Genomic DNA, 16,984 nt, shown 5'->3' on the forward strand with positions numbered 1-16,984 from the left:
TGCCAAGAGCCAGCTTTTTTAATCCGAACTATTTCATTTAAAACACTTTCGTTTGCACACTACCGATGCCAAATGGTAAGCCGCTTCTGGGGCTGCCGATACATCCCATCTTGCGGTTGTACCTGGAAAGCTTGATACCACGCCGGAAAGTTCTGGACTGGCACATTCACGCGTAACGCGGCCGGCGCATGGACATCCTGACGTAACAGTGTTTTAACTCGCTCCGGCCGCATTTTGGTAGCCCATGAACGGGCGTAGGTAGTAAAGAAGGCCTGCAGTTCCTTGACATCAGGGTGATCGCCAAGCAAAGCCAACGCGACATCCATCCCTGCGTTATCCGCCATATTTTCACTCACTGTCAGCGTGCCATTCACCTTGACCCCTTCATACGTCCGCCCATCAAATTGCGCGGCCATCTCCTTCACCAGTTGATCAAAGGCTTGCTTATCGGCCGGCGTCCACCAGTTGTGCAGATTCCCATGCTCGTCATATAGCGCCCCATTATTATCAAATGAATGCGAAATCTCATGCCCGATTGTGACTCCAGTGCCGCCAAGATTCTGGGCCTTTGTCCAGTTAAGCTCATAATAAGGCGGCTGCAGGATCCCCGCCGGAAAAGTGATGTCATTTTTCAATGGGTCATAACTGGCATTGACTAAGTGACCGGGCATGTTCCACTCGTTACGGTCTACCGGTTGGCCTACTTGCTTAAACCAAAATTGCTGCGCCTGGCTGCTTAATTTAAGAACAGCCGTCAGTAAATCATCATCTGCATCTACCGTCAAGTGGTCATACAGCGAAAAGAGCTGATCCGGGTATCCCATCTTCACCTTCATGGTGGCCAACTTGCGAATCGCTTTTTGCTTGGTCGTCGAACTCAGCCAGGTATTGTTCTCGAGCTGAACGCGGTACTGCGCAAGAATCTGCTCGACTATCGCAGTGATATCCGCTTTTGCATCTGCCCCAAAATAAGTTTGACCGTAATATTGGCCAATCACATCGTCAAAATATTCGTTGGCAATGCCAAAAGCATGCTTGGTCCATGATGACGCCTCAGGCTGTCCCGCCAAGAAACGATCGTATTGTCCGGCGAGCTGCCGTAGATCATCGCTTAGGTATGTCGCGCAAGACAGCAATTCGTTGATCACCATCCAGGCATGCCACTCTGGGTAGTTGTCTGCCGTGATAAGTGTTGGTAAGTTCGGCACATAATTCGGTACCACGGCATTAACCTTGGTTGGTGTTTGAGGCATTAAATCCGCAAAGGCTTGAGGGATACCCAAAAATCCGGCAGCTTCCTCAAATGCTTGCCAGGTCATTGGATTGTCAAAGGTACTATCTACAGCCAAATCAACATTATCGGGCACAACTTCAGCCAAGCGGCGATCAAACCGCTTAGCCGCTTCAACATAATTTTTTTGGTCACTTTCACTGAAACCTGCAGCCGCTAACATGGCCGTCGCCATTTTCGACCAAGCCTCAAGATCAGCGGCGTTTTCCGCATCACCATTGCGATACATTGCAGCATCAGGCAAAATCGTGTCTGGTCCACCAAGGTTTAAAATGTTGTGCTCGGCATCATGCATATCGGCATCGACATACGGCGTCACAGGCAACACGTATTGTCCGGCTATCAGCGTCGGCATCGCTGCCCGAAACTGGTCTAAGGTTGTAAGCTTTACCAGCGTCTGGACGCGTGTGCGCACAGGATCAATCCCCAACTGCTGGCGCTTGGTTTTGTCGTCAGCCTTTGAAAATAACCGAGCAGCGTATCGCAAAGGTGACACGGTGTCACTCTCTGTTTGCATTACCTTTCGTAAATCGTCCACAAGTTTCGTGCGAATCTCGTCTGATAAATCACTATCAGCACTGACAACGCTTTTATCTGGTGGAATCTGTGCCTTTTCTTGCCACGCGCCGTTAACGGCCATGTACAAATCATCCTGAATCCGTGGTAAAGCCATTGAAATCCCCTCGTTTCTTGATCGTAAGTTCAGCATAGTTTTAAACGCAATCAGCGTCAATAACTTGCACATCACGCATAGAACCACTATGTTGGAAACAAGTAGATTGTGAGGGTGATCAAATGACATTAGAAAAATACCGCTTCGACGGCACCGGTACGTTTGACATTAAGGCGTTCGCAACGGCACCACCAGATGAATTTACGAACAAAAAGGACAAAATCAAGGAAGACATTGATCATAACATCAAGAAGTTGTCGAAGGTACAAGAACATTTGGCTGCGCAGAAGCAGTACAGCGTTCTGATCATTTTTCAGGGAATGGATGCAGCCGGAAAAGACAGCATGATTGAGCACGTGATGTCCGGAATTAATCCCCAAGGAACAACGGTTGTGTCGTTCAAGGTGCCTACTGAATTGGAATTAAGCCATGACTTTTTGTGGCGCATTCATAACGCCTTCCCGGCTGGCGGCGAGTTAACGGTTTTCAATCGATCGCAATACGAAGAGGTGCTCGTTGATCGAGTTCACCCAGAACTACTACTGAAAGAAAATCTTCCCGGCATTGATTCGGTTTCCGATGTGCATGACGACTTGTGGACAGAACGCTTTGATGACATTAAGGCACTCGAAGCATACGCACGCCGCAACGGTATCTTACTTTTAAAGTTTTTTCTGCACATTTCCAAGGCCGAGCAAAAAGACCGCTTCCTCAAACGCATCGAAATTCCGGAAAAAAACTGGAAGTTCTCACTGGCCGATATTCGCGAGCGCCGCTACTGGGACGACTATCAAAAGGCTTATCAAGAGGCAATTCAGCACACTGCCACCAAGAAAAATCCATGGTACATTATCCCGTCTGATGACAAATGGTACTCACGCCTAGCCGTTTCGCAGATTATCAATCGCGAGGTGACGGCCTTGCCACTCAAGTATCCGGTCATCTCGGAAGCGCAAAAGCAAGGGCTGGTTCAGGCCGTGGCAGATTTGAAAGATTAGATTTATTTTATTTCAAACTGTTTTAAATAAAAATACCCTCAACTTCATGACTTCCGAAGTTGAGGGTATTTTTATTGCGCTTCTCCCATGGCGTATCGCTGAATCGCAACCGCCGCGCCATCGTGATCATTATCAGGTACAACTGTTTTAATGACAGCTGACACTTGTGGCAAGGCATTGGCTAAGGTTACGCCTAGCCCAGCGGCCTGCAGCATGGGTAGATCGTTTTCACCATCGCCAAGCGCCATCGTTTCCGGTATCGGAACGTTGTACAGAGAGCTCAGGGTTTGTAAAGCCGATCTTTTCGAAACCCCTTGCCGCACTATTTCCAGATAAGTCGCCTTTGAGCGGCTGGCAACCAGCTGCCATTCCGGATGCGCCAAAATGATTTTCTCAGCTTGGTCCACTATTGCCGGATCGCCCATGCATAGCATTTTCTGCACCGACAAGTTATCGCTCAACATGTCCCTGATCGGTGCGGTTGTCGGCTTTACATCAGTAATCACAGCTTCCTGATCCGTCCATTTGTCAAAAGCAGCCACATACCAGTGCGTACCGCTGAATACATTTAAGCTTAGCGGAAGCATCGATAAGACATGATAGACCCGGGGGCCAACTCCTTCCGGCCAGGAGGTTGCCGCTAATATCCGAAGTTGCTCACCTTCTGGCTGGCCAATCAAAGCACCGTTCAGACTGACCAGCGGCACTGCTAATCCCATTTGGCGCGCCAACGTGGTCATCGCCAACGGAGGACGGGCTGACGCCAAGACGAAAATTCCGCCTGCCGCAACATAAGCCTGAATTGCCTGCTTAACCCCCGCCGTCAGCTGATGTTGCGAATTCAGCAACGTGCCATCAATATCACTCAAAATCAAACGATAGCGCAAGCAAAAAATCTCCCTTCCCGACCAGGATGAACCGAACATTTTCAAAAAGGTGACCGAAAACATCGCACCCTCATCATTTCAAGCGGCAACTGACCTTGTCAAGCACTATCTGCTGTGTGCTGCTGGATGCAACGGATCATTCAGCGCAGGGATGCTCTCCCGAACCGTAAAAGCAAAAGCCAATACTGCCAAGAGGATCAACCCGGTCGCTCCCACAAAAAGCAAACGGTAACTGCTGGTTCCTTCAATAATCATTGCGCCTAACAACGGCCCCAGAGCCCGGCCCGCGGAGGCAAAGCCCTGAATCAATCCTTGATAGCGGCCTTGTTGCGCCAGTGGTGTAAACAGCGTCACATAAGTCGAAACCGCCGGCAACGCTAGAACTTCTCCTACCGTCAAAACGATCATCGCAACAATGAACGTCAGGTAGGCACCGGATCCATTCAACAAAATCAAAAACGATCCGGCAAACAAGATAAAGCCAACGACCAAGCGTAACCGAATATGTTTTAGCAACCAGCGATCAAATGCTGTCAAAATTGGCTGGAACAACACAATCAATAACGCGTTGATGGTCCATAAGAAACTGTAGTCCTTAATTGTGAGCCCTTCACTTAGCATAAAGGCAGAAATGTTACTCTGCCACTGTTCGTACATCAACCATGTCACAAATAACGTCACCATCAACATCACCAAACGTGGGCGCGCCGGATTCCGACCTTCCTGGGTCACCTGCTTGGCAGACGCCGTGATCGTCACTTTTTCAATGCGATAGTGCCACAGTGCGACTACCAAAAAGATGGCAAATAAGCCGGCTGCCAACGCAAAGACCATGGCAATGCCATAAGGTAAAACAAATCCAACAATCAATGTACCGATGACAAGGCCAAGGTTTGACGTAAAATAGAGTACATTAAACACAACACTCGGGCGCTTGTTCCGAATGCGCGTCGCATAAGAATTGATGGCTGTGGCCGTCGCCCCGCTGCCAAAACCGGAGATGACTAACAGTAACGGATATGCTGGCCACCCATGAAAGAATATCAGCAAAGCGGTTGCGCCAAGATTCAAACCGATCCCGGCTAAAATAGTGCCATAAGGTTGCCAATGATCAAACAGCCAGCCGCCGAGACTATTGCCCACAACCATAAACATCGAATTCAAAAACAAAACGATGCCAGCCACGGTCAGCGACTCACACAAATATTCATGCATGTAAATCGTTGTTAACGGCCAAATCAGGCTAATACCCGTATTGGTAATCAGTGATCCCAAAAACAACCACTTCATGGCCAAGGTCTTATGTTGCACAATACTCCCCCATTTCGTGTCACTGCTACTGATGATAATGGAAATGAACAGAAAATAGCAACTCGAATGAGCAAATATTTAGGGGGTTATCATGATTTGCCCAAAAATCGGTGAAGAGAACGCCAGGAGAAGTCCCGACAAATCTTCTACAATATCAAAAACGTCCGATCTTATGGCAACTCGATCGGGCGTTCTTGTTAGCATCATCTTCCAAATAACTTGCCAGAAGCAATCGTACTATCTGATCATTTTAGTCACGTGCTTTACGCCACCAAATCATACCCGCCGTGGTCAAAATGAGCACGACACCGAGTATCACAAGGCCGTTCACCACTTTCTCACCTGCACGCGGCATCACGTTGTTTTCTCCACCAACCTTGTTAGGCGATTTTTTGTCTGCAAAAGCCACTTTCTTCTGCTGCCCGGCACCGTTAACTTGTGTTTCCAGGCCGATTGCGGCCGCTTTTAGCACTTGAACCGCATGATCAATGACAGGTTGTGTTGCATTTTTATCAGCAAGAACCTTTTTGGCCACAGCCAATGCCGCTTCCAGTTTTTCCCAAGTACTGTTGGTGTATCGCTTGGCGTCATATGCTAGGACTTGTTCAATCAGTTGCTGTAAAGCATCTTTATTGGTTTTGACATTCGTTTTTACAAGTCCGGCAATCGCTGTTTGCAGTGTTTGCACTGCTTGGTCAACCGCATCTTGGGTCGCCTCCTGATCCGCTAAAACCTGATTGGCCGCAGCCAGCGCGACTTGATATTTACCCCACGAATCGCTGGTGTAATCATTTGCGACATAAGCAGCGCCTTGGTTCACGAGTGTCTGAAGCGCGGTTTTATCGACTTTAGCGACTTGTAGCGGTTCAATTGTCACCTGAGCGTCTTCAATCCCCGGCAATCCGGTGGTCAAGGTCAGCTGTTGCGTCTTTGCGGTCAACGGAATCATGAAGTTGAATTTACCGCCGGCACCGACATCAGCCGTAGCAACGACATGTCCCTGATCATCTTTAACCGTGAGCGGCTCGCCAGTTTGCCAGTTACTATCCACAACGGTACCGGACACAGTTGCGGTCTTTTTCGCTTGATCATAAGCCACGTTATCGACCCTTACCTGTTTCGTTTCAAGCTGGGCGGCAGTTAAAAGACCCAACTTACGCTTCAATGACAAAATCCGGAAAACATGCTGATCAATCGCCTGTTCCGAAAGCTGACCATTGGTGACGGCTTGGTGAATCTGCGGAATTGCCGTTGCATAATCATCATTCATAATGCAATCGTTTCCGGCTGCGACTGCCAAAACATCAACGGGAACATTGTTGTGACTGGCCGCAAATTTAGTAATGGCACCCATCCCCAGCGCATCAGTAATAATCAACCCTTTATACCCGAGTTTTTCACGCAGAAGGTCAGTGACAACACGCTTGGAAAGTGAAGCCGGATAAACCGGATCGACGGATTGCATCACAATGTGCGCAATCATAATGGAATCAACGCCAGCATCAATGCCTGCTTTAAACGGCAATAGATCCTCTTTTTCAAAAGCTTCTTCTGACTTTGTTACAACGGCAAAATCAGTATGGGTGTCAACTGCCGAACCATAACCCGGAAAATGCTTAACGGTCGCCGCAATGCCGGTATTTTGCCACGCAGGAACGACCTGTGAAATATAATCGGCGGTTGCCGTATAATCTTGACCGATCGTGCGCGGATAAATGAAACTATCGGTATCAGCCGTGCTGTCAGCGACCGGCGCATAATTCCAGTTAATGCCTAAATTCTTAAGTATCGTGCCAACCTGTTGCGCTTCCTGGGTCACTTTCGCCATGCCGCCTTCAGCAAATAAGGCTTGCGGTGACGGAAAAGCGCGCCCATTTGCAATCAACGGATTCTGACTCAATCGCGAAACACTGCCGCCTTCTTGATCGACGCCAATCAGCAACGGTAACTTGGCGCTATCTTGAAAACTCTGCAATTTGTTCTTAAAGGCTGTTTGTGCTGCCTCCGGTGTTGATCCTTCCACACTTGTGAAATCTGCTCCATAAACGATTAAGCCGCCGAGATGATATTTTGCCACATCGGCACGCGCCTGGGCTGTGTCTTGTGGTGTCCGGGAAACAAACATTTGCCCGATTTTCTCATCAAGCGACATTTTGGAAATGTACTGGTTCAGTTCCGCATCACTAATCGGTTGGTCGCCAGCAGCATGAGCGACTGAAGCACTTGAAGATAGACCAATTGATCCTAAAAGTAAGACGCCACATCCAAGTATGGACGCCACCCGTTTGCCAAACTTCTTCATGAAAGTCCTTCTCCTTCCACAAATCTCCCAACAAATACTTAACATCATATTCTTTATCAGGTGAGATGACTGCCAAGCGCTGATAACTGGTAGCCTTGACAGCGCACTAAATCCAGTTGTCTAGAGAATCATTAAGCACAGGCTCATTCTTTTCGGAAACTAGCAATTCCTGGTCATTTCTATTACTATACCGAAAGTTGAAATATTATTAATATTTCGTTATCACCTCCGTTTAGTTTGCAAATCCCAGCCATTAACGACAGTGTAAGCGTATGCGTCATTGCTAATCGTGTCAAGCGATAATTGATTTATAACTATTTAATTTTTAATGATAAGATAAGGCAATCACTATTAAAAAAGCCAATCTCAGTTTGACCATTTTCGTCACTAAGATTGGCTTTTCTGAATACTTATGCGTTAAATACTTGATAAAAGATCTTACGTCCAAAATTAATCGAGCGTCAAAGCCGTAATGCTTTCAATATGCTGCGTCTGGGGAAACATGTCCACCGGTTGTGTCTGCTTAGCGGTGTAGCCGAATCCTGCCAACAATTGCAAGTCACGCGCTAATGTTGCAGGATTGCAGGAAACATAAACGATCTTTGGCGGTTTCATGTAACCCACCGCATCAATGAAGCTCTTGTCCAAACCCTTACGCGGCGGGTCAACCATCAGGACATCTACCGGCAAGTCAGCATCTTTCCATTTCTGAATCACATCTTCTGCCTTGCCAACTTCAAACGTCACATTTTTAATATGGTTTCGCGCGGCATTTGCCTGAGCATCGCGCACCGCTGATTCAACCACTTCAACGCCATAAACGTGTTTGGCATGACGCGCCATCGTCAGCGAAATGGTGCCGATACCGGAATAAGCATCAATGACGGTTTCTTTGCCAGTCAGTCCTGCCGCTTCAATAGCTTGAGTATAAAGCACTTCGGTTTGAACCGGATTCACCTGATAAAAGCTAACCGGCGAAATCTGAAATTCGCTGCCTAACAGTTTATCCAAAAGGTAATCTTGGCCATAAATCGTTTTTGATTTGCGACCAAGGATGACATTGGTGCGCTTATCGTTTAAGTTCACCACAACGCTTGCAACTTCCGGTAGTGCCAGTGTCATTTCTTCGACAATATCTTTAAGGTGTGGCACCTGCCATGTGCGCGATACCAAGACGATCATCATCTGGTGCGTGGCGTGACCGCGGCGAACCATGATATTCCGGATAACGCCGCGGTTGGTTCGTTCGTCATACGCGGGAACCTGATATTTTCGCAAAAGATCACGAACAACCACAATGGCATGGTCAATTTTAGGATCCTGAATCAGAAAATCTTCAATTGGCACCAGATCATGACTGTGTTTTTTATAGAAACCGGTTTGCAATTCACCATTGACCATACGCACTGGTACCTGTGCTTTGTTGCGGTAATCAAGCGGATGCTTCATGCCAATGGTCGGCAAGACATCAATCGCTAAGTGGGCTTTTTTATACAGCTCTTCGATTTGGCGCTGTTTGAACTTCAATTGCGCTGGATAGGCTAAAATCGACAGCGGCGCAATTCCCGTGCGAATGTATGCACTATCTGCGCCTGCGACCCGATCAGGTGAATCGGTTAAACGTTTGATCACCTTGGCAAAGCCGTATTGTTTTTGAACCTTGAGCACGTGCACCTGCATCTTTTCACCGGGCAGAGCATCCTCGATAAACAGCGGGAAGCCAGCGACTTTTGCGACGCCCATGCCTTCATAAGTGAGATCCTGAATGGTAACTTCCAGATCCTGATTCTTGGTAACAGCTGGTTGGGCCAAATTAGTCATCCTTTTCGTCTTGTGAGCCGATTTGACCATCACCATCAATATCACGATGCGAGATCGATTCGACTTCTGCCATGTAATCCTTTTGCTTCTGCGCATCCGTCCCAAGATTCTTGGTTGGGATTTCATCCAGATTAGCATACATCGCAATATGTTGCTTCAAATTAACAAATGTCATCGGGGCATCGCCGCCATATTCACCATCTAGGTTGATTTTAAGCGTTTCATTGCCGCCGGTTTTGACTTTCAGTTTTCTGGTCTTGGTGTAAATAATGTTTGGGTCATCAACATGCCGCCCGCCGTTGAACACCAACGCCATCAGCTTCAGCAAATTCGCCATATTCGCCGTTTTGACGATAATCAGCGAAAACTTGCCATCGCCTAAGGCTGCGTCAGGCACAATCTGTTCAAAGCCGCCAACCGAATTGGTCAAACCGAGAAAGAACATGCTGGCCGGACCTTCGTAAACGCCGCCATCATATTCCAGCTTCATCGGCATCGTCCGAACAGCCGGCAGCATTTCCGCTCCTTTGATCACATAAGCAAAATAGCCAAAAATCGATTTAACTTCAGACGGCACTGAGTAGGTGAGCTCACTTAATAAGCCGCCTGCCGCGATATTCATGAAGTAATGATGGTTTGCCTGACCAATATCCATAGCCAAAGTCTGCCCTTTTAAAATCACCCGCGCTGCTTCAACCGGATCATCCCGGGAAATCCGCAGTGCCCGCGCATAGTCATTGGTGGTGCCAGCAGGAATGATCGCCATCTTTGGTCGTTTCTTGGCTGGAGCGATGCCGTTGACAACTTCATTGATGGTGCCATCGCCACCAGCCGCGACAATTAGTTCAAAACCGGCTTCCGTGGCGCGTTTTGCTTCTTCGCGAGCAGAAAAAGGCTTCGGCGTCGTCTGAAACGCCGAGCTTTCATAGCCTGATTGCTCCATGATATCTAAAATGTCAGGAACGAAACGCTTTAGCCCTTCGTTGCCGGAGGTAGGGTTGTAAATCAAACGCGCTCGTTTTCTCATGGCTTATTGACTCCTTCAGTGCACAAGTTAACGCGCAATGTTGCGAACTTGTGATTTATCTTTATTCGGTTAGTGCATGTCCAAATCTGGCATAACGCAAATTTTAGCTTAGCCTAAACCGGAAAAACGGCGGCCCCGTGATTCACTCCGGACCGCCGTCAATCTTTACCAATTGTATGCTTACTTGCTAATGATTCACAAGTACTGAAACGAATTAGCGCTTCTTGATTTCTGCCATCAGAATTTGGTTGACGACTTTAGGATTGGCCTGACCATGTGTTTGCTTCATGATCTGACCCACAAGAAAGCCAATTGCCCGGTCCTTACCAGCTTTAAAGTCATCAATACTTTGCTGGTTATCATCCAACACTGCGGTGATAATCGGGGTTAGTTTAGCCGGATCAGACAGTTGGATCAAGCCTTTTTCGCGAACCCAATGATCAGGATCGGTGTCATGTTGGATAATTTCTTTGAAGACCTTCTTAGCCATCTTGCTGGAAATCGTACCGTCACCGATTAACTTGATCATCCCTGCCAAATGCCCCGGGGTCAGCGCAACTTGCCCTAGTTCCATATGCTTGGCGTTCAGATAGCCAGATACTTCACCCATCAGCCAGTTAGACGCCTGCTTGGCATCAGCACCTTGCGCCACGGTGGCTTCAAAGAAGTCCGACATTTCCTTGGTCTGGGTCAAAACGCCGGCATCATATGCTGGAATGCCCCAGTCTTGGATGTAATGCTCACGTCGTTCTGCCGGTGGTTGTGGCAACGATGCCTGAACCTCGTCAATCCACTGTTGTGATACCGTAACAGGCGGTAAGTCCGGTTCCGGGAAGTACCGATAATCATCGGCGCCTTCTTTGACCCGCATCAAAATAGTCTCTTTTGCATCCGGATCCCAGCGCCGGGTTTCCTGGCGTACTTCACCACCACTAAGCAATACCGACTGCTGGCGCTTTTCTTCAAATGCCAGCCCATCGCGAACATGAACAAAGGAGTTCAGGTTCTTGATTTCGGTTTTAGTGCCAAGATGTTTTTGCCCGATTGGCCGGATGGAGAGGTTGGTGTCAACACGCATGGAACCTTCTTCCATTTTAACATCGGAAGCACCGGTAAACTGCACAATCTGGCGAAGCGTTTCAAGATAGGCATACGCTTCTTCCGGGCTGGTGATATCCGGCTTGGAGACGATTTCGACCAGCGGCGTGCCTTGCCGGTTCAAGTCAACATAGGAATAGCCGTCGTCTTCATGCTGGTTTTTACCGGCATCTTCTTCAACGTGCAGTTCCGCAATGCCGATTTTTTTCTTCTTGCCATTGACTTCAATTTCAACCCAACCGTTTGTCCCAAGCGGTTTCTCACTTTGGGTAATCTGATACGCTTTTGGGTTATCCGGATAAAAATAGTTCTTCCGATCAAAATGCGTCTCGCGGGTCACATCCGCGTGCAATGCCAAGGCAACCATAATGCCAAGTTGGTATGCGCCGCGGTTAATACTCGGTAAGACGCCCGGGAAGCCCCAATCGATGACATTCGTTTCGGTATTAGGTTCCTGACCATAAGTCACCGGCGCTGGCGAGAACATTTTTGACTTGGTTTTTAATTCAACGTGGACTTCAAGTCCGATTGTCGTTTCAAAATTCATCTTATTTGCCTCCCGGGATCTGTGCTAAGTAGTCGTTTTGTGCTTCAAACGCTGCGGCAACTTGGAAGATCGTGCTTTCGGCAAACGGCTTGCCAATGAGTTGCAACCCAACCGGCATCCCATCAACAAAGCCTGCCGGTACGGAGGCTGCCGGTAAGCCGGCTAAATTAACCGGGATTGTCAAAATATCATTCATGTACATCGTGACCGGATCGGTAACTTTTTCGCCAATTTTAAAGGCGACAGTCGGTGTCGTCGGTCCGATAATTAAATCATAATCATTAAAGACCGTTTCAAAATCACGGGTGATCAAAGTCCGCACCTGGCCGGCTTTTTTGAAGTAGGCATCGTAAAAACCAGCGGACAGACTAAAGGTACCCAGCATAATCCGTCGTTTAACTTCAGGTCCAAAACCTTCGGAACGGGAACGAACGTAAACGTCTTCGATATTGTGGACGTCCTTGGCGCGGAACCCATAACGAATCCCGTCAAATCGCTGCAAGTTCGAACTGGCTTCAGAACTGGCGATGATGTAATAAGCCGGGACAGCGTATTGGGTGTGCGGCAGTGAAACTTCCGTCACCGTTGCGCCCAAGTCTTCAAGCTGTTTAGCCGCCGCCTTGATCTTGTCGGCAACTGCCGGATCGACCCCTTTGCCTAAGTATTCCTTAGGCAACGCAATCTTCATGCCCTTGATCGCTTGGCCAATCCTTTCGGTGTAGTCAGGAACCGGTGTGTCGGCGGTCGTACTATCCCGTTCGTCGTGGCCGGCAATCACATTCAGAACCTGCGCCGCGTCTTTAACGTTACGAGTCAGCGTCCCAATTTGATCAAGGCTTGAGCTGAAGGCAATAAGCCCCCACCGGGAAACCCGGCCGTATGTCGGTTTGAACCCGACGATGCCGTTAAAAGCAGCCGGCTGACGAATTGAGCCACCAGTATCACTACCCAAAGCAGCGACCACTTCACCAGCAGCAACAGCAGCCGCAGAACCGCCTGAAGAACCACCCGGAACGCGCGTATAATCCCACGCATTTTTGGTTGTCTTAAAAGCCGAGTTTTCGGTTGAAGAGCCCATCGCAAACTCGTCCAGATTGGTTTTCCCAACATTAATCGCACCTGCTGCTGCGAGTTTTTCGACAACGGTTGCATTATAGATCGGATTAAAGTTAGCCAGAATCTTGGAGGCTGCAGTCGTCACCACACCCTTGGTCACGATGTTATCTTTGATGGCAATCGGGACCCCGGATAACGGTTGGTCTGCATCAATCCCGGCAGCATCCACAGCAGCTGCCTGCTTTTTGGCTCCGTCTGCATTGATGGCAAGAAAAGCCGCAACATCCGGGTCGATTTTGTCAATGCCGGCTAATGTCTCGTCAACTAATTGCTGACTGGTTAACTTACCAGTGCGCAACTGTTCATGAAGCTGATCGAGACTGGTCTTAAAGTAATCCACGCGTTAATCGTCCTCCTTATCAATAATCGCCGGCACTTGAATCAAGGTACCCTTCTTGGTCGGAACATTCTTGAGCAATTCGGCAACCGGTTCCGCCGGTTTGGCAACATCCGGACGCATTACGTTCGCCAGATGAATACTTTGCGTGGTGACCGGTACGTCTTTGGTCGAAACCTGTTCCAACTGTTCGACCATATCCAGAATCTCCGCAAGCTGATCAGTATACTTCTCCAAATCAGCTTCAGAAAATTGCAGCTTAGCCAGACCGGCCACATGCGCAACACTGTCTTTAGAAATCATGCAATCCCCGCTTTCATTTTCTTTTTCATTCGTAGTTTACCATAAGATTGCCTCAATAACTCCCAAATACATGAGTATAAAAGCCTTTGTCACCGGAACTGCGCGAAACAAACGCCTGGATGCCTTGGGTACTTTGAATGGTAATTTCAATCGGTACGCCTGAAGGGAGGTATTTGCTGGCGGCAGTTGAAATATACTGGGTAAAGCTCTGAATTTCGGTCAACCCGTAGAACTGAGTATTAACGGTGATATTAAGACCAGCCAGGTTGCCATCTTCATAATGTGCCTGAGCAGTAATCCCCGCTAAAGTCGGGAAGAACCCTTTTACCTGATTCGTAAAACTGGAAAAATCATTTGAAACGGTACTGTTAATCGCCTTGTGATCGCCAACTACCGGCAAAACCTCATTTTGCTGGTTCAGTTTCTTCCATGAACCGATATCGGTGCCGTTTTTACTGGTGGCATGTTCGACATAAACGCCACCAACTAGACTATCCTGTTCCGCATTTTTATAAATGCCGACCACAATTGGAATATCATCTGGCACTTTTTCCATTTTGCGTAAGCGAGCGACGACTTTTGCCGCAATCGCTTCGCCTTGTTTCTTGATGGTTTCATCGGAGATTTCCGTCTGATACTGGGCGCCATATTCCGTCTTGGTATAATAATCGACCTTGTTCATGCCTAACGCAATCGCGATCCCGCCTAACTTCATGCTATTGCCATCCTGCAGCATGAAATCCTGCTCCAAAATTTGCTGCAAGTAAATGGGATTACGGGTATCAGGATCCTTTTTCCCATTATCAGGCGGATTTAGGCCTTCAGCATTGGATTTTGATTCACGTTTCAGCCAGCTTCTGGCGGTGGCGGTGCTTAAGAGCTGCCCTTCTTCAAAAGAATACTTATCAGTCGGGAACTGGTTCTTGGCTAACGTTTGCAAGCCGCTTTCCATACTCTTGATATTAAAGGTGTTGTCGCCTTGGTCATTTTGCTGCAGTGTCAAACCACGTGCACTGCTCGTCTGATAACGGCCGTTCTTGATAACCCCTTGATACATACTGTTATCAACAGTCCCCGTTGTCTGGTAGCTTCCTGTTTTAGTGCCGCCTGTACTGCTGCTATTACTGTCCAGATTCAACTTGCCACACGCTGCTAACAGCATAACCGCACCGGTCAGTAAGGTTAACGTCAAAAATTTCTTCATTGATGAAGTTCCTCAATTCTTCAAGTTCGCCAACAATTCTGTTTCATCCATCGTCGGAACATTTAATTTCTGGGCTTTCGTCAGCTTACTACCAGCTGCTTCGCCGACAATCACCAAATCCGTTTTCTTTGAAACCGATCCGGTAACTTTGGCGCCTAATTTTTCAAGCTGTTTCGTTAGATCCGGGCGGGAAAACTCGGCAAATTTGCCTGTGATGACCACGGTTTTCCCGGAAACAAAGCTATCTTTTACCGCCGGCTGAGTTGGACCGGTATAACGTAGGTTGACGCCTGCAGAACGCAATTGATCAATCAATTTTCGTACCGTATCAGTCTTGAAATAAGTCACAACGGCTTCAGCAATGGTCGGCCCAATGTTAGGAATCTCCGCAATGTCTTCCTGACTGGCAGCCATCAGGTGATCCAAGTCGCCAAAATGTTCCGCAAGAATTCGCGCGGCTTTCCCACCAACGTGACGAATCCCCAATCCAAAGATTAGGCGTTCCACGGAATTTTGCCGACTGTTATGAATCGCACTTAATAAATTATTAATTGATTTTTCTTTGAACTTGTCCAGCTGAGCCAGATCGGTCGCAGTCAAGCGGTAAAGATCGGCGACATCCCGCACCAGGTGTTTAGCCTGCAGCTGCGCAATAATTTTAGGCCCTAAACCGTCAATGTTCATGGCGTTACGCGAAGCAAAATGCGTCAACTGTTCCTGCATTTGTGCCGGACACATCGGATTGATGCACCGCAGCGCCACTTCGTCATCAAGGTGAACTAGTTTCTGACCACACGACGGACATTTTTCCGGAATTAGCGTCGGTGGCGTATTTGCTGGGCGTTTGGCAACCAGCACCCGCGAAACTTCCGGGATAATGTCGCCTGCTTTATGCAACATGACCGTATCGCCAATGCGGATATCTTTATCATGAATCATATCCGCATTGTGTAAGGTTGCCCGCGAAACTGTCGTCCCCGCCAGCTGAACCGGATCCATCACCGCAGTCGGCGTAACAACCCCGGTTCGGCCAACTGTCCAGACGATTTCATGGATCACTGTCTCGGCTTCTTCAGGCGGAAACTTATATGCAATTTCCCACCGTGGCACTTTAACAGTGTTACCTAACTGGGCTTGCAGTGCCAAATCATTGACCTTTAAAACGATCCCGTCAATTCCGTATGGCAACGCATCGCGATCGTTTGTGTACTTGGTAATGTAAGCATCAATCGCCTGCATATCACTGGCGACTTCCGAACTGGGATTCGTGGTAAACCCCAGGTCATGCATAAACGCAATCGCTTCATGTTGTGTTTTCACGTTAAACCGATCAGGATCAATTAACGTGTAAATAAACGTGTCCAGTTCCCGACCGGCCGTGACGCGCGGATTCAGCTGACGCAAGGAGCCCGCAGCCGCATTACGCGGATTGGCGAATGGCTGATTGCCTTCAGTTTCCTGCCGGGCATTCAATTTAGCAAACGCCGCTTTAGGCATATAGCATTCACCGCGCACTTCGAGTGACAACGGCTTCTTCAAGGTTTTCGGCACCGAGTCGATGGTCAACACATTCTTGGTGACATCTTCGCCAATGTTACCATCACCACGCGTCGAGCCTTGGACTAACTTGCCATCTTCATAAATAAGCGATAAGGCAAGTCCATCGATTTTTAACTCCACATTGTAATCAACCGGACGCCCAACATTAGCCTGCATACGCGCATCCCATTCGCTAAGTTCTTCAAATGAAAAGACGTCACCCATCGACAACATGGGAATCGGATGCTGAACTTTGGCAAAATCCGAGTTGATCACATCACCAACCTGTTGTGTCGGCGAATCAGGGGTGACCAATTTAGGAAATGCCGCTTCTAACGCCTGCAAATCACGATAATGATCGTCATAAACATTATCCGTTACGGTCGGTGCGTCTTTGGTGTAATACTCCAGACGCCATTGATTTAATTGCTTGCGCAGCTTGGCGACTTCCGCCTCGGCTTCTTCAAGCGTAAATTGAGCAGCTGGTTTTGTTAACACGGCGAGCCTCCTTAAACACCATACTTCATCCT

General features: G+C 48.1%; 12 protein-coding genes. 1 reads left to right on the forward strand and 11 read right to left on the reverse strand.

Translation table 11 applies throughout. The annotated features are described in order from the left end of the window. Positions 1 to 59: 59 nt before the first annotated feature. Positions 60 to 1,964, reverse strand: coding sequence for a M13 family metallopeptidase (locus tag GSO_RS03700; protein WP_010489134.1), 1,905 nt, complete (start codon positions 1,962 to 1,964; stop codon positions 60 to 62). A 122-nt stretch (positions 1,965 to 2,086) separates the two neighbouring features. On the opposite strand from GSO_RS03700, the gene GSO_RS03705 reads away from it, so the two are divergent. Next, complete coding sequence (locus GSO_RS03705) at positions 2,087 to 2,962, forward strand: PPK2 family polyphosphate kinase (protein ID WP_010489135.1); 876 nt, start codon at positions 2,087 to 2,089, stop codon at positions 2,960 to 2,962. Positions 2,963 to 3,033: 71 nt separating this feature from the next. Here the strand turns inward: GSO_RS03705 and GSO_RS03710 are convergent, their stop codons facing one another. The 10 genes from GSO_RS03710 to ligA all read right to left on the reverse strand — a co-directional run bounded on the left by GSO_RS03710 (position 3,034) and on the right by ligA (position 16,952). Then, entirely contained in the window at positions 3,034 to 3,849 is an 816-nt protein-coding gene (locus GSO_RS03710; RefSeq protein ID WP_010489136.1) for a Cof-type HAD-IIB family hydrolase, read from the reverse strand. Between the two features lie 105 nt (positions 3,850 to 3,954). Continuing rightward, positions 3,955 to 5,139: an MDR family MFS transporter gene (locus tag GSO_RS03715; RefSeq protein WP_193364110.1), complete on the reverse strand. Its 1,185-nt coding sequence runs from the start codon at positions 5,137 to 5,139 to the stop codon at positions 3,955 to 3,957. 271 nt (positions 5,140 to 5,410) lie between these two features. Further along, positions 5,411 to 7,462 carry a glycoside hydrolase family 3 N-terminal domain-containing protein gene (locus GSO_RS03720; protein WP_010489138.1) on the reverse strand — a complete coding sequence of 684 codons (2,052 nt, stop codon included), beginning with the start codon at positions 7,460 to 7,462 and terminating at the stop codon, positions 5,411 to 5,413. A gap of 450 nt (positions 7,463 to 7,912) precedes the next feature. Beyond that, on the reverse strand, positions 7,913 to 9,283 hold the full coding sequence (gene rlmD / locus GSO_RS03725) for a 23S rRNA (uracil(1939)-C(5))-methyltransferase RlmD (RefSeq protein WP_010489139.1): 1,371 nt from the start codon (positions 9,281 to 9,283) through the stop codon (positions 7,913 to 7,915). Then, entirely contained in the window at positions 9,276 to 10,310 is a 1,035-nt protein-coding gene (locus GSO_RS03730) for a diacylglycerol kinase (RefSeq protein ID WP_010489140.1), read from the reverse strand. Before GSO_RS03730 ends, rlmD begins: the two co-directional genes overlap by 8 nt. 214 nt (positions 10,311 to 10,524) lie before the next feature. Further along, positions 10,525 to 11,955 (reverse strand): Asp-tRNA(Asn)/Glu-tRNA(Gln) amidotransferase subunit GatB, encoded by a 1,431-nt coding sequence (gene gatB / locus GSO_RS03735; RefSeq protein WP_010489141.1) that lies wholly within the window; start codon positions 11,953 to 11,955, stop codon positions 10,525 to 10,527. 1 nt (position 11,956) lies between these two features. Further along, complete coding sequence (gene gatA / locus GSO_RS03740; protein ID WP_010489143.1) at positions 11,957 to 13,411, reverse strand: Asp-tRNA(Asn)/Glu-tRNA(Gln) amidotransferase subunit GatA; 1,455 nt, start codon at positions 13,409 to 13,411, stop codon at positions 11,957 to 11,959. A gap of 3 nt (positions 13,412 to 13,414) precedes the next feature. Then, positions 13,415 to 13,711, reverse strand: coding sequence for an Asp-tRNA(Asn)/Glu-tRNA(Gln) amidotransferase subunit GatC (gatC, locus tag GSO_RS03745; protein ID WP_010489145.1), 297 nt, complete (start codon positions 13,709 to 13,711; stop codon positions 13,415 to 13,417). 52 nt (positions 13,712 to 13,763) lie between these two features. Then, positions 13,764 to 14,915, reverse strand: a complete 1,152-nt coding sequence (locus GSO_RS03750; RefSeq protein ID WP_010489147.1) for a CamS family sex pheromone protein — start codon at positions 14,913 to 14,915, stop codon at positions 13,764 to 13,766. A gap of 12 nt (positions 14,916 to 14,927) precedes the next feature. Continuing rightward, a complete protein-coding gene (gene ligA / locus GSO_RS03755; protein WP_010489149.1) occupies positions 14,928 to 16,952 on the reverse strand; it encodes an NAD-dependent DNA ligase LigA in 2,025 nt (674 codons plus the stop codon). Between the last annotated feature and the right edge of the window lie 32 nt (positions 16,953 to 16,984).

Origin of the sequence: Lacticaseibacillus zeae DSM 20178 = KCTC 3804 (assembly GCF_000260435.1) — a bacterium.
Lineage (GTDB): Bacteria > Bacillota > Bacilli > Lactobacillales > Lactobacillaceae > Lacticaseibacillus > Lacticaseibacillus zeae.